This is a genomic window from Phaeodactylibacter sp. (assembly GCF_022763345.1).
GTDB lineage: Bacteria > Bacteroidota > Bacteroidia > Chitinophagales > Saprospiraceae > Phaeodactylibacter.
Map to the genome: position 1 here is coordinate 87,168 of NZ_JALEGS010000004.1, position 20,683 is coordinate 107,850.

The following is a 20,683-nucleotide window of genomic DNA, read 5'->3' on the forward strand; positions in this document are numbered from 1 at the left end:
GCTCAGTTTTTATATTTACCCTTCCTAACCACAAATATCCGAATTATGAGCCGAATCGTCACCTTAGATGAATTTATCATCCGAAGGCAAAAAGATTTCCCCTATGCTTCCGGAGAATTGACCGGACTGCTGCGCGATATTGGCGTGGCTGCCAAAATTGTCAACCGCGAAGTCAACAAAGCCGGGCTGGTCAACATCCTTGGTGAAGCCCGGGAAGAAAATGCCTCCGGCGACACCGTCCAGAAACTCGACCTTTACGCCAACGAAAAGCTGATCGACTGCCTGAAAAACAGCGGAGAATGCTGTGGGGTCGCTTCTGAAGAACTGGAAGACATCATCCCCATCAACTCTGTAGCTTCCAAGGCCTCCAAGTATGTCGTGGTGTTTGATCCCCTGGATGGGTCTTCCAACATTGATGTCAACGTTTCTGTAGGGACCATTTTTGGAATCTACCGCCGTCTCAGCGACGCTGAATCCACCGTCGAAGTGGAAGACTTTCTACAGAAAGGCCTGGACCTGGTCGCAGCCGGCTATGTGCTTTATGGCACCTCTACCTTATTGGTTTACACGACAGGCCGGGGGGTCAACGGATTCACCCTGGACCCCACAATCGGAGAGTTCTGTCTGAGCCATACCGATATTCAAATACCGGACCGCGGAAACTATTACTCTGTCAATCAGGGCTACTACCTGAAGTTTGATGTAGAGATGCGCCGGTATATCGATCACTGTTCTGACCTAAACCTGCGGTTGCGCTACATCGGGTCTATGGTCTCTGACATTCATCGTATTCTCTTTCAGGGTGGCATTTTTCTTTACCCAAACACTCGAAAATACCCACAGGGAAAGCTCAGGCTGGTGTACGAGTGCAACCCGCTGGCTTACATCGTGGAACAGGCTGGTGGCAAAGCCATCACCTGCCAGCTGGAACGCATTCTGGAGCTTGAGGTCAACCACCTCCACCAGCGTGCTACGATTGCCATTGGGTCACCGGGTATGGTTGATGAGATGAAAGCTTTTGTGGAACGGTACAGTGCCACTCCTGTGTTTAATGGTTGACAAGTCAATGGGGGGTGAAAAAAGCGATCAAAAAAAATGCTGTAAAACCTTGCTTTTGTAAAGACCAGAAGTGTATATTTGCATCGCTTTAAAAATAAGCGCTACTGCTCCATGCCCAGATGGCGGAATTGGTAGACGCGCTACCTTGAGGGGGTAGTGTCCTTATGGATGTGCAGGTTCGACTCCTGTTCTGGGCACCAAAGCCTGATTGTCGATGACAGTCAGGCTTTTTTATGTCCTTACTTAATATTGGATTTTACCCGAAAAAAAAGTAATTTTACCGCATCAAGCACAAAATAGTCAGAAGAAAGGCTTTATTAAAAAGCTTTAGACACGCACGCTTCACTTTCCTGACACTCCTGCACAACACCTGAGCCTGGCACTATGAAAAACAGGGTCGCTGTACTCGTTTCAACTGTGCCTTCAATCAATAAGCAGAGCAAGAGTAAACTTTCAAGTGTTTCCATTTTATTCCTGCTTTTTGCCAACGATGTGACTAAACAACAGAGGTATCGTCTTAACTCAACAACCAAGATTTAAGCCTTTTGGCTTGCAATCGTGCAGATTTATCAGACAATAGATGAAGAAAGTTCCAGAAACTAAAATCGGTTTTTTACAGGTAGAAGAGACACCGTCTGTTGTCGCGTACCTGCATTGCTTTTGTGCAGAGGGGAGTCAACTTATTGTAGACGTCCTGAATGAGCAGGGTAAAACCTTCCGCACGCACAAAACCACCTTAGAACCTGGGCCCCACAAAGCGCCCATACGCCTGGGCAAATTACCCTCGGGACGTTATAATGCGTGGATAACCCTGGGGCAGGTTTCCGGTATCCGAAGCTTTACCGTTACTAAGGGCGGTACCATCAAGGACCGGATTAAAACCTGGCTCAAAAGATAGAATCCCTACCTTTTTTATAGATTTTTTACTTGCCTGCTTCAACTAAGCACCAATAGTTGCGTTTCTTAATCGTCAGTATTTACGCTGGGAAGTGGTTTGCGCTTGCCCTGATAAGCTTGACTTCATCAGCGGCCTGTCTTGACAAGCGACGCTTCGTCAATGGGCGATGTCGCAAATCCAAGATTCCAGACGATGGATGTCTGGATTAATGACCCGACATTTATCATCGGTGACCACTTCTTAATGCGTATATCCAGGAGTGGACCCCACCACACGCTTTATCACCTCACACCATTGAAACCATGCCAGACAAAAAAACAATCGGTAAAAAAGAAGCTGAAAAGCTGGAACGCATTGCTTTCATTTTAAAAACGGTTGCCCACCCGCTCAGGTTAGGCATCGTGCATCTCTTGGAGCAACATTCTCAGCTTTCCGTTTCTGAAATCTGCACCATGCTTGGATCAGAACAATCCCTAACTTCTCATCACCTCCAAAATATGCGCCTCAAAGGCATCCTTCATGCCGAACGGGATGGTCGCAGCATGCTATACACTCTTAAAGAGCGTGATGTCTCTTCTATCATCTCCTGCCTGGAGAACTGCAATTGCAATATGTAAAATGCGCTACTAAGCATTGGCCAACCGGCATAATGCCTTTTCTTTTTGTTTTTTACATGAACAAAACAAACTATATTCGACTTTCAAACTTATTATTATGGCACCTTACCGTTCGCTGCCTGCGGATTTGTTCATGGTGGAACTGGCACTTACGTCAGATGCTGTCCTGATCGACCTGCGCACACCTCGGGAGATTCGGAGGGACAAATTGATGGACCAGGCCATGAACATAGATTATCTCAGCGACACCTTCGATGAGGAAATCGAAACTCTTGACCGGCTGCGGCCCTATTTTCTGTACGACGACGGTGGCAAAAGAGCACCTTTAGCTGCCGCTCTTATGGCCCGGCGGGGTTTCAAGCAAATTGCTTACCTGCAAGGCGGCCGAAAGGAAGTTCAGGAATTTGAGCAGTAGCCGTAATTGTCGGGATGACTATGGCAAAGGCACTTTTTTGTACGGGAGAATGGATCGCTTCCAATCCGGTTGTGCTTAAAAATTTTGAAAGTTAAAACCACAGATGAAAGAATTCTGGGAAAAACGCTACTCAGCGGAAGAATATGCCTACGGCAAAGCACCAAACACTTTTCTCCGGGCCGAATTAGAACATTTTGAGCCGGGACATGCCCTCTTTCCGGCAGAAGGGGAAGGTCGTAATGCCGTTTACGCTGCCCAACTTGGCTGGTCAGTGGAAGCCTTTGATTACAGTAGTGCAGCCCGGCAAAAAGCGCTGAGCCTGGCCCAAGCCTATCAGGTAACCCTGCAGTACCAAGTTGCTTCCATAGAAAGCTTCCCCTTTGAGCGTAAGGAGTACGACCTTATTGCCTTGTTTTTTGTACACCTGCCACCAGCACTTCGACAACAACTGCACGCGGCTTGCATCACTGCGCTGCGGCCCGGCGGCAAGCTACTGTTGGAAGCCTTTCACAAGGAACAGCTCCCCCTGAATTCCGGTGGCCCAAAGCAGGAAGCCATGCTGTTTAGCCTGGAGGAGCTGGAAACCGACTTTGCATCTCTTTCACTCGACCAGATTTCCCGGCAACGTGTTATTTTAGAGGAAGGCCCCTACCATCATGGGCCAGCCGAGACTGTTCGAATTCGCGCAACCAAACACCAATAGATATGGAAAGCCTGAAAGTAGCCCAATCCACCTTCGATGATATCGCCAAAGAAATCCACAGTGATCAAAGCCCGGTAGGCATCGATGCCAAGAAGACACACATCATTATCCTGGATAAACTGCTGCAGCTGGAAGAACGGCTGAAGCAAATCGAAGCAAAACTAGAAGCAAAAGACCACTAACTTATGATCACAGAAAAGGCAAGGCCAGAAATCCTGTCGCTCATTCGTCAGCACTACCCTCAGCTAGCTGAGCGCAACCTGCAGGATGCCATCGCGGATGAAGGAACGATCATGCATTTCAAAGCCGGATCGCTCATCATGGATTTTGGTGCCTACGTCAAAATTATGCCCCTGATCATCAAGGGCAGCATCAAAGTATCCCGGGAAGACGAGGAAGGTAATGAACTGTTCCTCTATTATCTGAAGCCCGGAGAAACCTGCTCCATGTCCTTTACCTGCTGCCTCATGGACAAAAAGAGCGAAATCCGCACGGTAGCCGAAGAGGATACCACCCTGATCGGCATCCCCACCCGTTTTATGGATGAGTGGATGAGCCGGTACCCTAGCTGGAAGAATTTCGTGATGACCTCCTATGACAACCGTATGCTGGAATTGGTGCGCACCATCGACAGCATCGCCTTCAAAAAGATGGACGAACGCCTGATGGATTACCTGGAGCAGAAAGCCGAAGCCAACAACAGCCGGACCCTAAATGCCACCCACCAGGAAATCGCCTACGACCTGAATGCCTCAAGAGAAGCCATCTCCCGGCTACTGAAACAGCTGGAAAAGGATGGTGTCGTGCAGCTTGGACGCAACCGTATAGAACTATTATGATTCCTCCGAAAAGCCAGTCTGAGAAGGTAAGAAAACATTTATTGTGATGTTCGTCACTGCAAGCCCCGGTAAAAAGGCAGACTTTTGTATCGTTGAGCCGCCAATTGTTAACAAGCGTTTGTCAAGCCGCATTTGACAAATTCAAAATAGTTCTCCGCGATGCGAATTAAAGACTTTCTGCCCATTCTCGACTGGCTTCCAAATTACAAGACAAGCAACCTGCAGGGCGATTTATCGGCAGGTCTGACCGTCGGCGTCATGCTCATCCCTCAGGGCATGGCCTATGCGATGATTGCTGGCCTGCCGCCGATTTATGGCTTGTATGCCTCCACGATCCCTTTGATCATTTATGCGATCCTGGGTACTTCCCGTCAGCTGGCGGTAGGCCCGGTAGCGATGGTCTCCCTCCTGACTGCAGCGGGTATTGGCGCTCTAGCGGACGGGGGCACAGAGACCTATATTATGCTGGCTGTTGCATTGGCCCTCTTTGTGGGTGTCATTCAATTCCTGCTCGGCGTTTTCCGGCTTGGGTTTCTGGTCAACTTCCTTTCCCACCCGGTCATAAGCGGCTTTACCTCAGCGGCGGCATTGATTATTGGGCTGTCTCAGCTCAAGCACCTGCTGGGGGTTAATATCCCAAGAAGCCACCACGTGCACGAAATCCTTCTCAACGCCATACAACAATTTGGAGAAGTTAACTGGTATACCTTCGGCGTAGGTATTGGAGGTATTTTGCTAATCAAAGGCGTGAAAAAAATCAACAAAGCCATTCCCGGGCCACTGTTGGCTGTAGTGTTTGGTATAGCTGCGGTATATGGTTTGGGACTGGTGGATCAAGGCGTTAAGATAGTGGGGACTGTTCCTGAGGGATTACCCTCTTTCGTTATTCCGACATTCTCAGGTGAAGATTTTTCCGCTCTGCTGCCTATCGCACTGACAATTGCTCTGGTCAGCTTTATGGAAAGCATTGCGGTAGCCAAAGCCATTCAGGCCAAACACAAAAATTATAAGGTATCAGCTAATCAGGAGCTGATTGGGCTTGGTGCAGCCAACATCTTTGGCTCTTTGTTCCAATCCTACCCTGTAACCGGCGGATTCAGCCGTACTGCGGTCAATGATCAGGCAGGCGCTAAAACCGGGCTGGCTGCCATCATTAGCGCGGTACTCATTGCACTGACCTTGCTTTTCCTCACGCCACTATTCTATTACTTGCCTAAGGCTATTCTGGCATCTGTCATTATGGTTGCGGTTTTTGGGCTGATCGACTTTAAGGAAGCCAAGCACCTTTGGACTACCGACCGGGCAGACTTTTGGATGCTCATCGCCACCTTCGTTGGTACGCTTTCCCTTGGCATTGAGCAAGGTATCCTTATCGGTGTGGCCCTGTCGCTTGGTGTGGTTATTTTCCGCACCACCATGCCTCACTTCGCCGTACTGGGCCGCATACCCGGCGAAGACCACTACAAGAACATCAACCGCTTCGATAACCTGGAGCAACGGGAGGACATCCTCATCATGCGCTTCGATGCGCGCCTGTACTTCGCCAACGTCAACTTCTTCAAGGAAGCTATAGAGGCCGAAGTGGAACGCCGCAAGGACAAGCTTAAGCTTTTAATACTTGATGCCAACAGCATCAACAGCGCAGACAGTAGCGGGCTGCATGCCCTGGAGGAGATTCGCGCGTTCCTGGCCTCCCTGAATATCGAATTCTATATGACGAGCGTGAAAGGGCCCCTTCGCGACACCCTGCAAAAAGGGCACTTCGATGAGAAGCTGGGCAAGGACAAGTTCTTCATGCACATTCAGACTGCGGTGGACAATTTTGATGAGAAAAATCCGCAGCGGTATAAAGATTATGTGCTGCAGACGAACCTGGATTAAAAAATCTAACGATCTGCTTCCGAAGAAGCGCCCTGATCATTTTTGGTCCGGGCGCTTTTTTATTAGGCGGTAACGGGTAAACATCTGTCCCCCTGCGTGCGCTTAATCAGAAAAGCCTCCATGTTTACCTTAATTTTTGTGCTACTGACCGGCCTTGGCGTTTTCTTCATTTACCGGAGCCGGCAAGTGGAAGGTAGTGGTCAGAAGACATTGGGTATCAGCCTTATTCTCAGCACGATCTTATTGTTTCGTTTCCTGGATTTCTGGGGCGAGAAAATCTGGTTTGATGAGCTGGGGTACAACGACCGCTTCTGGACGTTATTTCTGGCTGAGTCCCTGTTTGTGGTAGCTGGAGCGCTGTCGGGGCTTGGGCTGCTGGCACTTTTGTCGCACCACCTGCCCGCTTCAAAAAAGTGGTTGCGGCGCGGCGTACTGATTGCAGGAACGCTACTGGGAGCCGCCTGGGGGTTTGCCAACTGGAGCAGCTTTCTGAAATTTTGGTATCAGGCTACTGTGGGCATCTCTGATCCAATCCTGGGGGTAGAAGGCAGTTTTTATCTCTTCACTCTACCCTTTTTAGACGGGCTCTACAATTTCCTCTTTATGTTGGTACTGCTAGCCCTGGGCATGACCGTTGCCGGGCGGTATGAATTCTATCAGGAGGGGCGCAGCATCAAGCTTTACCAATCAGACAACGCCAGGGGCAAAGCCTCCCGCCGAATGCTGTTTGTGAATGCCGCATTGCTGCTCCTCGTCCTAGCCGGAGGAATTTACCTGGACCGTTTCCACTTGCTTTTTTCAGACCTGGGCACGGTGTCTGGCCCTGGATGGACAGACGTACATATTGTGCTGCCTGCCCTTTCTACCACGCTGGTATTTACGGCACTGGCAGGGCTCAGCTTATTGATTCCGGCTATTCGGGAGGCGCTGCAGCACCTGCTTTTCCGATTGGGCATGCGCAAAGCAGGTGATCCGCTTTATGTAATCGGGAGTACAGCTGCAATGGTAGCGGCCTTTTGGTTGATCGCGCTAAATGTTTTGCCCGGCGCCTACCAAAGCTTCCGGGTGGAGCCCAACGAAATTTCATACGAGAAGCCTTACATCGGGCATAATATCGAATACACCCGCTTTGGCTTCGGGCTGAATGAGGTGGAAAGCCGGGAATTCCCTGTGCGGGACTCCTTCAGCCGGGACATGGTTCAGGACAACCCCACCATTTTCAACAACATCCGGCTTTGGGACTGGCGCGCATTGGATGCAGTACTGAAACAGTTTCAGGAAATCCGCCTGTACTACGAGTTCAACGATGTTGACATCGACCGGTACCGCTACGACGATGGCTACCGGCAGGTCATGATCTCCGCCCGTGAGATGAGGGCATCCAACCTACCGGATAAAAGCCAGACTTTCGTCAATGAAGTTTTCAAATACACGCACGGTCACGGCATTGCCCAAACCACCGTTGCTGATTTTACTTCCGAAGGCCTGCCTAATTTCCTGGTCAAAAACATCCCACCGGAAAGCAAATACCCATCTCTTAAAGTGGAGCAGCCTCGGATTTACTACGGAGAGCTCACCGATGACTACGTTGTCGTCAACAGCAGTGAGCCCGAATTTGATTATCCGCAGGGCGATCAAAACGAATACTACAGTTATAGCGGACAAGGTGGTGTAGAATTGTCGAGTGCCTGGCGCAAGTTTCTCTATGCCTACAAAATGGGAGAATTCAAACTGTTGCTCAGCTCCTATCCGACCAGGGATAGCCGGATCTTATTCCGGCGGGATATCAAAAGGCGGGTCAGGGCACTCGCTCCATTCCTCCAACTCGACCAGGACCCCTACATCGTCAATGCGGATGGGCAGCTGTACTGGATGATTGATGCTTACACCACGTCTTCCTATTTTCCCTATTCAGCCCCTTACAATGCCACCGAGCGGATACAGTACAAGGAAGGAGAAGCACAGGAACAACTGAAAATAGGCCACCGTTCTGACTTTGACGGGCAAAACTACCTGCGCAACCCGGTCAAGGTGACTGTCAATGCTTTCACCGGTGCCGTTGATTTTTACACTTTTGACGAGGACGACGCTATTTTAAAAGTCTGGGACAAGATTCTCCCGGGCATGTTTCAGCCCAGGAGTAATATGCCGGAAGCGCTGCAGGCCCACATCCGCTATCCGGTCGACTACCTGCTGACTCAGGGGCTGGTCTATGCCAAATACCACATGAATGACCCTGAGGTTTTTTACAATCAGGAAGACCTGTGGATACGAGCGACTGAAAAGTACTACGGCAGCGTTCAGCCGGTAGAGCCTTACTATATTATGTGGCAGCCTCCGAATAGTGAGGAAGCGGGCTTTTCGCTTATCCTCCCCTTTACCCCCAAAAACCGGCAGGTATCCATCGGTTGGATCGCCGGGCTTTGCGACCCGGGGCAGTATGGCCGGTTCTTAGCCTATAATTTCCCAAAAGAAAAACGGGTGTTAGGCCCGCAGCAGGTGGAAACCAAAATCGACCAAAACAGCTACCTGTCCGGTCAGCTCTCGCTTTGGGACCAAAGGGGATCAAGAGTCATCCGGGGCAATGTGCTGGCCATCCCGGTTGCAGAAACGATTGTGTACGTCGAGCCCATCTACCTTCAGGCTGAGACCGCTGCTTATCCCGAGTTGCGCCTGGTCTGCATCATGCACAACGATCAGCTCAGTTACGCTGAGACCTTTGACGAAGCACTGGCGGGGCTCTTCGATACGGCTGCGTCAACGGATCAGAGTGGTGCCCCCTCCTCTGCAGCCTATGAGGAAGGTACGAGCATTCAGTCAGGTATCTCAAGCGCCCGGGAAGCCTTCCAACGCTACCAGAACGCGACCGGAGAAGGGCGGTTTGAAGCCGCTGCTCAAGCCCTGAATGACCTTCAGCGCGCCCTGGAAGACCTCAATCAGCAATCGCAAGACCAATAATGAAGTGGTCCGCCTACTATATCATTGACCTTGGCGTTACCATCCTTGCCCTTGGCATGTTGGGAATACTGGTTTGGGAATACGGCTACGGGCAGGCCTTTGCTTATGAGCGGGGGATATATGCCCTTTTTGGTGGCTTACTGGCACTTGAAACCGGGTACAGCCTGGGCAGGCATCCGGGGCCGCTGCTTTTCAGACGCAACACACGGATCGCTTTATTGATTTCAGGGTTACTGGTTATGGTTTTCAGTTTACTGAGTCTGGTACAGGTATTTCCTTTGCAGGCTTACTGGCTGGTGCGCCTACTGGTTTTGCTCCTTTCCCTGACCCTGATGATCGAACGGCTATTCCGGATAGAAACCCGGCGCATGCACCCAGCCCTTATCTTTGTCAGCAGCTTCGCAGTATTGATTGGGCTGGGCACGCTGCTGCTACTCCTGCCGCAGTCTGCCAAAGAGGACATCTCCCTGATAGATGCCCTGTTTACGGCCACGAGTGCCGTTTGCGTAACCGGGCTGACCGTGCTGACCACGGGGGAAGATTTCACCCTGACCGGGCAGGCATTCATTCTGGTGCTCCTGCAGCTAGGCGGGCTGGGCATGCTGACGTTTACCAATGTATTCGGATTGTTCTTCCGCAGCTTCGGCTCTTTCCGCAACCGGCTGATGCTGCAGGACATGATCAACAGCCGCACGATTGAAGGCACTAAAGGTCTGTTGGTCCGCATCCTCGTATTCACCTTTGTGGCAGAGGGTATCGGGGCATTGCTTATTTACGGTGGCCTGGCAACCGGGAGTGCCCCGGACGGTAATCGGGCCTGGTTTGCCATCTTTCACGCCATATCTGCTTTTTGCAATGCCGGTTTTTCTACCCTGCCCCAATCGCTGTACGAAGAGACCTTCCGGATGCAATATGGCGTCCACTTAACGATTGCTGCCCTGATTATTTTGGGAGGCATAGGGTTCAACACCATCATTGGCTACCTGCAATACATGGGGGAAGCCCTGCGGTACTATTTTTACCGGTTGATTAATCGCGCTGACCGGGCTATCCCGGCCTCTTTGCCCCTACTTTCCACCAACGATAAGCTGGTGCTGCGGACCACTACGGCACTGCTAGTAGGCGGCACGCTCGGATTTTACTTTCTCGAAGGCACCAACAGCCTCAGCGACCAAAGCTCATTTGGGCAATGGGCGACCGCTTTTTTCGGTTCCGTTACGGCGCGGACGGCCGGTTTCAATTCCTTTGACACAGGCAGCCTCGCCGGCCCTACCTTGCTTTTGCTGATTTTGCTGATGTGGGTGGGCGCCTCCCCGGGGTCTACCGGTGGCGGCATCAAAACCACCACTTTTGGGATAGCCCTGCTCAACATCTGGCAGCAGGTGCTGGGCCGGAATCGAATTGTACTGGGCTGGCGAAGCGTGCCGGGCAGTGCACTAAACCGGGCTCTGGCCATCATCATGCTCTCCCTGCCCGGAATTGGGATACCCGTATTTTTGCTACATCACTTTGAGCCAGGTATCGCGCTGATGCCCATCGTATTTGAATGCGTCTCCGCCTACTGTACTGTAGGGCTGAGCATGGGTATCACAGAGCAACTATCAGACCCCGGCAAGTTTACGCTTATCGCAACCATGTTTATCGGGCGGGTGGGGTTTCTCACCTTCCTCACCGGACTGGCGCGTCAGTGGGCCAAGGAGCAGCACGACCCTGCCCGGTATCCGGAGGAAGATATTTTCATCAATTAATGCTCAGTTATGAAGTTTATCATTATCGGTCTTGGGAATTTTGGGGCTACACTTGGGCTGCGGCTTGTGGAAGACGGTCACGAGGTGATTGGCGTGGACAAGCGCCCCGAGCCTGTGAACCTGCTAAAGGATGGGCTCACCCATACCATTGAGCTGGATACTTCCGACGAACTTAGTATGGATAAACTACCGCTGGAAGGGGCAGACACCATCCTTGTGACCATAGGTGAGGACATTGGTGCTTCTGTGACCGCTACTGCTTTTGCCAAAGAGCGGCGAAAAGACGCTACCCTTATTGCCCGGGCCATTTCCGATATTCATCATACCATATTGGAAGCCATGGGGGTGGACGAGATCATCCATCCGGAAGCCGAATTTGCTGATCAACTGGCCAACCGGTTACTGGTGGACGGTGCCTTGAAATCACTGACACTCGACAGCCAATTCAGTATTCTTGAAGTCAAGGTACCGGAAAAAATGATAGATAAGACCGTGGAGGAACTGGCTTTGCCAGATGAGTGGTCCGTCACCATCGTCACCCTACTGAAAGAACGCAAGCGCCGGTCCATCTGGGGCGTCAGCAAAGGTTACCGGGAAGTGATAGGCGTGGTGCGCCCGGATACCACCCTTCAGGCATCCGACCGGCTGGTCCTTTTTGGCAAAACGCAGCAGATACAAGATATGCTGGAAGCTTATGAAGATCATTCAGAAGACTAAACCTCTTCTTCCAATTCATCAATCCGGTCCAATTCCAGCACGGTATGCCCTGCTTCCTGGAAATACATGCGCCGGAATTTCTTGCCCCAGACCAAATCCCTGAATATGTAGGAACTATTGGCATGGATATCCTGAGCGAAGGTCTCATCGTAACCCTGAAGCAGTACCAGAAATTCGGGCTGCATAGCTTCCAGTTCCTCCGGGGTCTTTTGCCATAGCGGGCTGTCCTTATCAATGATGTGCACAAGCACCCAATTGAGGGGAAAGAGAAAGACTTTATCCCGTTCCAGTTCAAGCAGGGTAAAGCGCCGGGCCTTACGCCCTTTTTCATCTTCACTTACCCATGACATACTGACCTTGGCACTAAGATTGATCAGCTTGTTGTTGCGCTGATTGACGATTTGGAACTGGAAACTCTCGTAGGGCGTATCCTTGTAAGGCCGAATGACGGCTTTCTTACTGAACAAAATACTTGACTGCGGCTGCGCAAAGCGGGCAAAGAAAAGCCCCGTAGCCAGCGCAAACCCCATCAGGCCCACTAATGCATCAATGGAAGCAATGATATTGGCTGCGATGCCGGTGGGACTGATCGCACCATAACCTACCGTGGTAAAAGTCTGGACACTAAAGAAAAATGCAACAAAAAAATCACCCACAGGCGAGTTAGCGGGTTCTGCACCCGATAAATATTCCAGACCGATGGTCAGGTAAATCAGTGCGAAAACAGAATTCACCACGATGTAAATCGCTGTGATCAGCGCGAAAAAGCGCAACCAGGACATTTCCACCAATGCCTGATAGGGCCGCCATGCTTTACCGCCACGGCGAAGGATATTGTAGGAACCGTCTCGGTTAATCAGCCGGTCTTCGCCAGACGTAATGCCACTGCCGAAGCCGAGGTCGTTATCAGAAGCAGCAGCGCGCCCGGTTAAGGATGAAGTTATATCTCTCAGTTTCATGCCTCTAATTTAAGAAAGTCTGGATTCTGCTTTTCTCAACTCTTTGCCCATCTTTCCGTTTAAGATCAAAAAGAGATACCTATAAGCCATGCGCCCCGATGATCTCGACCACTTACTGAAGAACCTCGAACAAGGTGCCGCTGATGAACTGTCAGAGCTGGAGTCCTTGGGCGCCTCCTTCTATCCTACCGGACAGTTGTTACGGCTACGTGGGCAATGGGAGGTAAAGAATACCCTCTTTAAAAAGTTCCAGCGTTTTTTCATCGGTGCGGTGGCTACCTCACCGGTTTGGTTAGTCCTGTGGGGGCTTTGCCTCAAAATCGGCATGGCCCGGCTGGGGCTTATTTTTCTGGCTTTCTTTCCTTTTTCTTTTCTGCTGTTCTTCTTCGGGCTCTATTTTATGCACACCTTTTTCAAAGGGCAGGGCCACCTTGACCGGGTTGGGGAGATGATCAGCCATGAACTGCAGGACCGGCAGGGAAATAAGTAAAAAGTACCACAGACTCCCGGAAAAGCCCTGACAAAATGGGCTGTTTTACCGTTATTTTTGGAGTGGATACAAAAAGTACCACCGAATCAAACACAATGTTGGCAGCCTTCCTGAGAAAGCCGGCTGACCTCACATAAAACCGATAATAATGGACGTAGAAATTCTTTCCAGAATTCAATTCGCCTTTACGGTATCGTTCCACTACATCTACCCTCCACTGAGCATTGGTCTGGGATTGATCATGGTCGCCCTGGAGGGGCAGTACCTGCGCACCGGTAATAAGGAATACCACGTATTGGCGAAGTTTTGGACCAAAATCTTTGCATTGACCTTTGGCATTGGTGTGGCCACAGGTATTGTTATGGAGTTTGAGTTTGGTACCAACTGGGCCACCTATTCAAAGTATGTGGGTGATGTCTTTGGCAGCGCGCTGGCCGCTGAGGGGATTTTTGCCTTTGCTTTGGAAAGTGGCTTTTTGGGCGTATTGCTTTTTGGCTGGAACCGGGTTAGCCCGCGAGTACACTTCATTGCTACGCTGGGCGTTTGGCTGGGCTCTATGTTTAGCGCGGTATGGATAGTGGTTGCCAACTCCTGGCAGCAGACACCGGCTGGCTTTCATGTGGTGGGCGAAGGCCTGGATGCCCGGGCGGAAATCACCGACTTCTGGGCGATGGTCTTCAACCCGTCGAGTGTGGAACGGCTGGTCCACGTGTGGCTGGGTGCTTTCCTGGCGGGCGCTTTTCTGGTACTGAGCGTGCATGCCTATTACCTCCTGCGCAACCGCCATGTGGAGCTATCCAAAAAAGCCTTTAAAATCGCCCTGATTGTAGCCACCATTGTCTCATTGGGGCAACTGGTCGCCGGTCATGCCTCAGCAGATGGGGTCGCCGAAAATCAGCCCGCCAAACTGGCTGCACTCGAGGGCCACTTCGAAGCTGATGCGCCGGCAGATATGTACCTGATGGGTTGGGTGGACAAAGAGTCGCAGCAGGTCACCGGCATCCCGATTCCGGGCGGCCTTTCCTTCCTGCTCCATTTCGACTTCAATGAGCCGGTCACCGGTCTGAATGCCTTCCCCATCGAAGATCAGCCACCGGCACTGAATGCTATTTTCCAGTTTTACCACTTCATGGTGGCATTTGGGATGCTTATGATTGCGCTGACGCTTTACGCCTCCTTTCAGTGGTGGCGGGGCAAACTGTTTGAGCAACGCTGGCTGCTTTGGGTCTTTGTCTTTGCAGTCCTGCTGCCAAATCTTGCCAATCAGTTTGGCTGGTTTGCAGCCGAAATGGGCAGACAGCCCTGGGTGGTCTACGGCTTGCTGCGGACCAGTGATGCGCTTTCGGCTTCCGTACAGGCCAATCAGGTTCTGTTCTCGCTGATCATGTTTTTCCTGGTTTATGCGCTGTTGTTTGCCTTGTTCATTTACATGCTGAACAAAAAGATCAAGCATGGCCCGAGCGAAGACCAACTGCTGGACCACCGTTCCCGGCATGAAGAAATGGCGGAAGCAGCAGGAAAATTATAGAAAAGCTAACCTGAAAAGATATGGCAACTTTATTTGGATTGGATTATCCGACACTTTGGTTCCTCGTCATTGGCGGGCTGTTCAGCGGCTACGCTATACTCGATGGGTTTGACCTGGGAGCCGGAGCTTTACATTTGTTTTTTAAGAAAGAAAAAAGCCGGCGCATCGCCCTCAATGCGGTGGGGCCGGTCTGGGATGGCAATGAGGTTTGGCTTGTGATTGGTGGAGGTGCCCTCTTTGCAGGGTTCCCGGTGGTCTATGCCAGTTTGTTCTCGGGTATGTACATCCCGTTTATGTTGTTTCTTTTGTTCCTCATCTTTAGAGCAATATCGATTGAATTCCGAAGCAAGGAGGAAATGAAGTGGTGGCGGACCATGTGGGATATTAGCTACAGCGTGGCGAGTACTGCCCTTTCTGTCCTGCTGGGTGTTGTGCTGGGCAACGTGCTGATCGGGATTGAAATCGGGCCGCAGGGCAACTTTCAGGGGCACTGGCTGGAGTTTCTCAACCCCTATGCCCTGCTCGTGGGTGTCACGACACTGGCGTTATTCTCTACTCACGGTGCACTTTACCTCCTGATGAAAACGGAAGGGCGGCTGTACGCCAAACTGTCTATTCTGGCCCGGCGCGCGATTATCTTTTTTATCGTAACGTTTAGCCTGGTCACCCTATATACCCTGATTTACATCCCACACCTGACAGACCGCTTCAAAGATTTGCCGTGGCTGTTCGTTGTGCCCGTGCTTGCCTTTTTAAGCATTGCCAACATCCCGCGCCTGATCTCCAAGCGGCGGTTTCGGGATGGGTTTATTTTCTCAGCTATCACCATGAGCCTGCTGCTGATCGTCGTAGCGATTGAGCTCTATCCGGTGATGCTGCTGTCCACTGTAGACGAGGCTTACAATATTACGATTTACAATGCGGCCGCCTCTGAAAAATCACTCGGCATAATGCTTACCATTGCGGCTATCGGGACACCATTAGTACTGGCGTATACGGCTTTTGTCTTTTGGACTTTCCGGGGCAAGGTAGAGCTGGACGAAACCAGCTATTAAGACTTATTTCATGACGATCATTTTTGGTTTCATGCAGACGAAACCATTCGGGCAGGGAGGAATTCCCTGCCTTTTTTTTATTTTAGTGGTCTGATATGGAAAACATGCTCTACCACTCCAAAGCCATTCCTAAAGCTGAAAGCTTTCAACCTTTCTGGTGGACAGGGTTTCTACTCCTATTAAGTATTGTTGTATTTGTTGTAGGGGATTTTTTGCCTGTAAGTGGCTGGTGGGCAGTTCTTTTTATTACGGGCAGTTCAATAGTATTTGAGTGGAATCGCCTTAAAAGGCGTACTTACGCAGTACAACTACTGAGGGGTAAAAAAGTATTGGAGCTTACTATTGAGAAAAAGGGTGTGCAGTTTTACTGCAAGGGGCCTTTACAAACCTTCCTTTGGTGGACCTACGAGTTTGATCCATCGGGTGGGAAGCATGATGCCCGAAGCAGTTATGTCGTCCTCCTGCGCATTGAAGGCATTGATGGCAATTCTGTTCAATTCTCAGAGAGCTACGGGCCCTGGAAATCTGCTCCTCAAGGTATGGGATATAGCCATCTTCAATTAGATAACCAGTTACCAATTTTCGAAATGGATCATCTTGCTAACTTCCAGGCCGTGATCCGGGAACATCAATTATCAGAATCAGAACCTCCTGAATCATGAAAAAAGTAACAAGCCTGGGCGGTATCTTTTTCCGTTCTAAAGACCCGGAAAACACCAAAGCCTGGTACCAGAAACATCTGGGCCTGCGGGTGGGACCGTATGGAACAAATTTTGAATGGCGGCATGCAGACCAACCCGACCAAAAAGGCTTTACACTTTGGAGCCCATTTGATCACCATACCGACTATTTTGGCTCTACCGATCAAGACTTTATGATCAGTTTTCGTGTAGACGATCTTGAGGCACTTGTGATTGAATTAAGGGCAGAAGGCGTGACCATTATCGATGAAATTGCAACTTACGAATACGGAAAATTTGTCCATATCCTGGATGCTGATGACCGTCGTATTGAGCTATGGGAGCCTAATGATGAGTACTATGACCAAATGATTGAAGCCCGTACCAAATGATTATTCAAGACTTTTACACCGCCTTCCAACGCAAAGACAGCGCCGCCATGCAGGCCTGCTACGCTCCTGATGCCCGGTTTGCCGACCCGGTATTTCCCGGCCTCAACTATGAGGAGACCTGCGCGATGTGGGCCATGCTCGTCTCTGCCGGCAAAGACCTGGAGTTGAGTTTCTCAGATGTGCACCTGCGGGGTAACCACGCCTCTGCCAACTGGCAGGCGATCTACACCTTTTCCGCAACAGGGCGAAAAATCATCAATAACATACAGGCCAACTTTGAGCTGCGGGACGGGAAAATCTACCGGCACAAGGATGAGTTCAACTTTTACCGGTGGGCACAGCAAGCCTTTGGCACCACAGGTTACCTCATTGGCTGGACGCCCTTTTTCCAAAAAAAGGTACAGGCTTCTGCCCGCCGCAGCCTCGAAAAGTATATGGCCCGATGACCTTCCGGCGACTTGAGCGCAGTCAATCCCTGCCTATGCCACTTCTGCTGGAGGCTGATCCGGACGAAGCAAAAGTACAGGCTTACTGCCGTACCGGCCAGGTTTGGGTTATGGAAACGGACACCATCTGCGGCGTGGCGGTGCTTCAAGCTGTGGAAGAAGAGCCTGAACCCACCGCCGAGCTTATGAATATTGCGATCAAGCCCGGGCTTCAGGGCAAAGGGATGGGAAAGCAACTGCTTAATTTTCTGATTGCTGAGGCTAAAAGGCAGGGGTTTCAACGCTTGCAGGTCGCTACTGGCAATTCCAGTATTGGGCAGCTGGCGTTCTACCAAAAAGCAGGATTCGAGCTGCTGCGCCTGGAGCGGCATTACTTTACCAAAAACTACGCAGCGCCTATTATCGAAAATGGTATCCACTGCCGTCACCGCCTTGTCCTGGAGCTACTGCTGCCTTAAACATTGCTAACTCTGCGGATAACTTTGTATTTTAGCTACACACAAACCCCATTACACCATGTACCACCTCCGATTCCTCACTGCCTTCGTTTGTTTGCTGTTTTTTTCATTCGTGAAGGCTCAGGAAAATTGTGACACGCTGATTTTACATCCTGATCGCACCTTACTCGTATTAATTGACTCCATCGCTGATGAGAAGGTATATTGCAGAATGTGCACAGGCAAACGGAACCGAGCTCAGTCTATACCATTAAAAATGGTAGCAGACATTAAACAACATCGTGAAACCAACCCGATAGATTCCAGCCAGTCTGTTGACTTCAGGGCAATAAAAGAAGAATCAAAAAGACCAGCCCCTCCCCTTCCGGAGTGGCTTTTCACCTCAACTGCTAATAAAAAAATACAAAAGCGGCTTCAAAAGGGCATCAAAATCAAGGTGGTCTACAAAGAAAGTGGATATAAACGCACTCGTATTTCTAAATTACATGACATCACGCCCACCCATCTTATATTGGACTTGCATGGCGATGCTTTTAAAGAAATCCCTAGGGCCGACATTTTAAAGATCACCATCAAGAATAAATTTGGGTTGGCTACCGGAGTGATTGGTGGCTTAGCATTGGGCGTGGGGTTAGGCATCGCTCTGATGATTGGTATATTATTACTGCTATCTATTCTTTTGGTTTTTTTCTTTTCTGGCGGGCAAAGTACAGATGTCAGTAGCGTTGAAGAGGAGACTAATCAAGGATGTGTCTGGGCTATTCTGGCCATTCTATTAGGGGTGTTTGCATTAATTGCCTCAGCACCCCCCGTAATAAAAGCCCCATTCTCTGCAAAATGGGAAGTCCAAAAAATAACAGAAGAGATGAAACAGTCGATAGAGGATCAAAAAAAGAAGGAGGCTTCAGAATCGATCGGTATTCAAAATCCCTGATTATGTCCTTTTTTGCTAACATCCGGCAGTTCCTGCAAAAACCTTTTCCGGAGACGGAAAGCTGGACGAAGTATTTCCGGAATATTGCGCTCATCAGCCTGTTTGTAGCGCTGTTCCTGTATGTCTTTCAGCCCTTTGGCATCTCTACTATTGAATCCGGGAAGGCTTTGACGTGTTTAGTTCAGGACATAAACCGGTCAATGAGGTAATTGGAAAATTTCACCAAATCTTCCCGGAGGCTATCTTCCTCATCACCGAAAAACTCCAGAAATTCATAGCAGCGCCCATCGTGGGTCAAAATGGCAATTGTGCCTACGAAAAGCTGATCGTAAGGGAGTACTTTGGTATTCAGCTCCGCTATGTCTTCAACATTGACCCGCCTCACCTTGAACCCTTCTTTGATCGCTATTTCCTTCGAGCTCAGTGTTGCAGACTTTTTTTGGGCTTCTTTTTCACGCTCCCGCATATTCATGTATGCTATCAATGCAGTCACGCTTAGCAAAACGGGGATACCCACTATCCGAGACCGGATATAGAAAAGGGCTATAGTACTGATTATCGCACCGATAACTGCAGTATATAAGTATAGCTGCAGATTCCTGTTCCTGAATTTGCTTCGGGTAATGACCAATCCACCATCTTGCTGAGATGTCACTATAAAACTATGCCGCTCTAGCAGGAGCTGTATGGCACTTTCTGAGATTTGTGTTTGCATATACAGAGGTTTAGTCCTGACGATTTCCAAAGGTAATATTTTGATTAAAATCAGCTGGCTTTTTCCAATATTGGATTAAGAACTTTTTGACAGCCCAGGTTCAATGGTAACAACAGCGTATAAACTTAGTCCAGTAGCTACCTGACCATAAAATCAAATCCTGACAAACCTCACTACCCCTCCTGACAAACCTCATCGCAACCCGCGGGAAGCTTGCGCATCTTGCCAATACACAACTAACCAACAGCATCATGATCAAATCCATCCCCATTCCTGTAAGTGAACTGATGAGCCGGGACCTCGTGGTGCTAAAGCCAGAAGACAACCTGCAGGCCATCGAGCAGTGCTTCCGGGCTTACAATATCCACCACATTCCTGTTGTCAATGAGGAAGGGCAGCTCAAAGGGCTTGTCACCCGATCCGATTTTTCCAGGGCCAATCACCTGCTGGCTCATTTCCGACAGGACATCGAATCTGTACTGGTACAGGATATTATGACCCGACAGCTCGCTACTACAACCCCCGACACACCAGTGCACGAGGTAGCTACTGTTTTTCTGTCCAACATCATGCATGCCCTCCCGGTCGTAGACGGCGACACCCTGGTGGGCATCATTACCACTCAGGACCTGCTCCGCTACCTGCTGGAACAACGCAAACAATTAACCGAATAAAAAATAAACTGATATGGTGACGACAACGAATTCAATTGAGAAGCTCCACTTCGAACACCGTCTCTGGATGAACGAGCTGAGCTTTTTCTCCGACGAGCTCAAAATCTACGAGCACCGTCTGGAGGACCTTGTGAACAAGAATAATGAAATGAAAGTGCTTAGCCTTTTGGAGCAGTTTCAAAATCAGTTCATCCGCCAACGTGAGGTACTGGAAGAATTGCACCACAACATCAAAGTACACGAACAAAAAATTGGCGAAGCGATGCGCCGCGGCGAAGAAGTCCCCGCAGATCCTGACTTCCACGAGTACATGAAGGGAGAAATGGAGTCCTACCGCAATATTTACAGTGACCTGAAGCGTAAGTTTTACGGCTTCCTGGCCAAATATTTATAGCCAGCCAACCTGACAACATTTAAAACCAGCGAAACCAAACCAAGCCTGCTGTAGCACTATTTGCAGCAGGCTTTTTTTTGCCTGCCTAATTTGTGACGCCCGTCACTGATCTAACGTTCATCC

At 50.0% G+C, this 20,683-nt stretch carries 24 protein-coding genes and 1 tRNA gene; 23 read left to right on the forward strand and 2 right to left on the reverse strand.

The window, feature by feature from the left end; translation table 11 throughout:
• Positions 1 to 45: 45 nt before the first annotated feature.
• The 12 genes from fbp to MRY86_RS00705 all read left to right on the forward strand — a co-directional run bounded on the left by fbp (position 46) and on the right by MRY86_RS00705 (position 11,835).
• Positions 46 to 1,059 (forward strand): class 1 fructose-bisphosphatase, encoded by a 1,014-nt coding sequence (gene fbp, locus MRY86_RS00650; RefSeq protein ID WP_293566934.1) that lies wholly within the window; start codon positions 46 to 48, stop codon positions 1,057 to 1,059.
• 113 nt (positions 1,060 to 1,172) lie between these two features.
• Positions 1,173 to 1,259: transfer RNA gene (locus MRY86_RS00655), tRNA-Leu, on the forward strand.
• Positions 1,260 to 1,639: 380 nt separating this feature from the next.
• The gene (locus tag MRY86_RS00660) at positions 1,640 to 1,957 is read left to right on the forward strand and encodes a hypothetical protein (protein WP_293566933.1); all 318 of its coding nucleotides are present in this window, start codon (positions 1,640 to 1,642) and stop codon (positions 1,955 to 1,957) included.
• Between the two features lie 302 nt (positions 1,958 to 2,259).
• Complete coding sequence (locus MRY86_RS00665; RefSeq protein WP_293566932.1) at positions 2,260 to 2,574, forward strand: metalloregulator ArsR/SmtB family transcription factor; 315 nt, start codon at positions 2,260 to 2,262, stop codon at positions 2,572 to 2,574.
• A 97-nt stretch (positions 2,575 to 2,671) separates the two neighbouring features.
• Complete coding sequence (locus MRY86_RS00670) at positions 2,672 to 2,989, forward strand: rhodanese-like domain-containing protein (RefSeq protein WP_044229337.1); 318 nt, start codon at positions 2,672 to 2,674, stop codon at positions 2,987 to 2,989.
• A 103-nt stretch (positions 2,990 to 3,092) separates the two neighbouring features.
• Positions 3,093 to 3,692 (forward strand): class I SAM-dependent methyltransferase, encoded by a 600-nt coding sequence (locus MRY86_RS00675; RefSeq protein ID WP_293566931.1) that lies wholly within the window; start codon positions 3,093 to 3,095, stop codon positions 3,690 to 3,692.
• Positions 3,693 to 3,694: 2 nt separating this feature from the next.
• Positions 3,695 to 3,874 (forward strand): hypothetical protein, encoded by a 180-nt coding sequence (locus MRY86_RS00680; protein WP_044229086.1) that lies wholly within the window; start codon positions 3,695 to 3,697, stop codon positions 3,872 to 3,874.
• A gap of 3 nt (positions 3,875 to 3,877) precedes the next feature.
• Positions 3,878 to 4,531 carry a Crp/Fnr family transcriptional regulator gene (locus MRY86_RS00685; RefSeq protein ID WP_044229088.1) on the forward strand — a complete coding sequence of 218 codons (654 nt, stop codon included), beginning with the start codon at positions 3,878 to 3,880 and terminating at the stop codon, positions 4,529 to 4,531.
• A 159-nt stretch (positions 4,532 to 4,690) separates the two neighbouring features.
• Positions 4,691 to 6,412 (forward strand): solute carrier family 26 protein, encoded by a 1,722-nt coding sequence (locus MRY86_RS00690; protein ID WP_293563515.1) that lies wholly within the window; start codon positions 4,691 to 4,693, stop codon positions 6,410 to 6,412.
• A 120-nt stretch (positions 6,413 to 6,532) separates the two neighbouring features.
• The gene (locus tag MRY86_RS00695; protein ID WP_293570944.1) at positions 6,533 to 9,370 is read left to right on the forward strand and encodes a UPF0182 family protein; all 2,838 of its coding nucleotides are present in this window, start codon (positions 6,533 to 6,535) and stop codon (positions 9,368 to 9,370) included.
• Positions 9,370 to 11,118 (forward strand): potassium transporter TrkG, encoded by a 1,749-nt coding sequence (locus MRY86_RS00700; protein ID WP_293564294.1) that lies wholly within the window; start codon positions 9,370 to 9,372, stop codon positions 11,116 to 11,118. Before MRY86_RS00695 ends, MRY86_RS00700 begins: the two co-directional genes overlap by 1 nt.
• A 9-nt stretch (positions 11,119 to 11,127) precedes the next feature.
• A complete protein-coding gene (locus MRY86_RS00705; protein WP_293564296.1) occupies positions 11,128 to 11,835 on the forward strand; it encodes a TrkA family potassium uptake protein in 708 nt (235 codons plus the stop codon).
• On the opposite strand, the gene MRY86_RS00710 is transcribed toward MRY86_RS00705, so the two are convergent.
• Complete coding sequence (locus MRY86_RS00710; protein ID WP_293564298.1) at positions 11,832 to 12,794, reverse strand: ion channel; 963 nt, start codon at positions 12,792 to 12,794, stop codon at positions 11,832 to 11,834. The genes MRY86_RS00705 and MRY86_RS00710 overlap by 4 nt on opposite strands.
• An 88-nt stretch (positions 12,795 to 12,882) precedes the next feature.
• On the opposite strand from MRY86_RS00710, the gene MRY86_RS00715 reads away from it, so the two are divergent.
• From MRY86_RS00715 to MRY86_RS00755, 9 genes are all read left to right on the forward strand, one after another.
• Positions 12,883 to 13,284, forward strand: a complete 402-nt coding sequence (locus tag MRY86_RS00715; RefSeq protein ID WP_293564300.1) for a hypothetical protein — start codon at positions 12,883 to 12,885, stop codon at positions 13,282 to 13,284.
• Positions 13,285 to 13,432: 148 nt separating this feature from the next.
• Positions 13,433 to 14,812: a cytochrome ubiquinol oxidase subunit I gene (locus MRY86_RS00720; RefSeq protein ID WP_293564302.1), complete on the forward strand. Its 1,380-nt coding sequence runs from the start codon at positions 13,433 to 13,435 to the stop codon at positions 14,810 to 14,812.
• 20 nt (positions 14,813 to 14,832) lie between these two features.
• Entirely contained in the window at positions 14,833 to 15,867 is a 1,035-nt protein-coding gene (cydB, locus tag MRY86_RS00725) for a cytochrome d ubiquinol oxidase subunit II (RefSeq protein WP_293564304.1), read from the forward strand.
• Between the two features lie 104 nt (positions 15,868 to 15,971).
• Entirely contained in the window at positions 15,972 to 16,529 is a 558-nt protein-coding gene (locus tag MRY86_RS00730) for a hypothetical protein (RefSeq protein WP_293564306.1), read from the forward strand.
• On the forward strand, positions 16,526 to 16,939 hold the full coding sequence (locus MRY86_RS00735) for a VOC family protein (RefSeq protein WP_293564308.1): 414 nt from the start codon (positions 16,526 to 16,528) through the stop codon (positions 16,937 to 16,939). The genes MRY86_RS00730 and MRY86_RS00735 overlap by 4 nt, the downstream gene beginning before the upstream one ends.
• The gene (locus tag MRY86_RS00740; protein WP_293564310.1) at positions 16,936 to 17,385 is read left to right on the forward strand and encodes a nuclear transport factor 2 family protein; all 450 of its coding nucleotides are present in this window, start codon (positions 16,936 to 16,938) and stop codon (positions 17,383 to 17,385) included. Before MRY86_RS00735 ends, MRY86_RS00740 begins: the two co-directional genes overlap by 4 nt.
• Entirely contained in the window at positions 17,382 to 17,843 is a 462-nt protein-coding gene (locus tag MRY86_RS00745) for a GNAT family N-acetyltransferase (protein WP_044229110.1), read from the forward strand. The genes MRY86_RS00740 and MRY86_RS00745 overlap by 4 nt, the downstream gene beginning before the upstream one ends.
• Before the next feature lie 58 nt (positions 17,844 to 17,901).
• A complete protein-coding gene (locus MRY86_RS00750; protein ID WP_293564313.1) occupies positions 17,902 to 18,777 on the forward strand; it encodes a hypothetical protein in 876 nt (291 codons plus the stop codon).
• A gap of 2 nt (positions 18,778 to 18,779) precedes the next feature.
• The gene (locus MRY86_RS00755; RefSeq protein ID WP_293564314.1) at positions 18,780 to 18,986 is read left to right on the forward strand and encodes a hypothetical protein; all 207 of its coding nucleotides are present in this window, start codon (positions 18,780 to 18,782) and stop codon (positions 18,984 to 18,986) included.
• Here the strand turns inward: MRY86_RS00755 and MRY86_RS00760 are convergent.
• Entirely contained in the window at positions 18,959 to 19,492 is a 534-nt protein-coding gene (locus tag MRY86_RS00760; RefSeq protein WP_044229117.1) for a hypothetical protein, read from the reverse strand. The two genes, MRY86_RS00755 and MRY86_RS00760, sit on opposite strands and share 28 nt — an antisense overlap.
• Positions 19,493 to 19,743: 251 nt before the next feature.
• On the opposite strand from MRY86_RS00760, the gene MRY86_RS00765 reads away from it, so the two are divergent.
• Complete coding sequence (locus tag MRY86_RS00765) at positions 19,744 to 20,166, forward strand: CBS domain-containing protein (RefSeq protein ID WP_293564317.1); 423 nt, start codon at positions 19,744 to 19,746, stop codon at positions 20,164 to 20,166.
• Between the two features lie 13 nt (positions 20,167 to 20,179).
• On the forward strand, positions 20,180 to 20,560 hold the full coding sequence (locus MRY86_RS00770) for a hypothetical protein (protein ID WP_044229124.1): 381 nt from the start codon (positions 20,180 to 20,182) through the stop codon (positions 20,558 to 20,560).
• Positions 20,561 to 20,683: the final 123 nt, after the last annotated feature.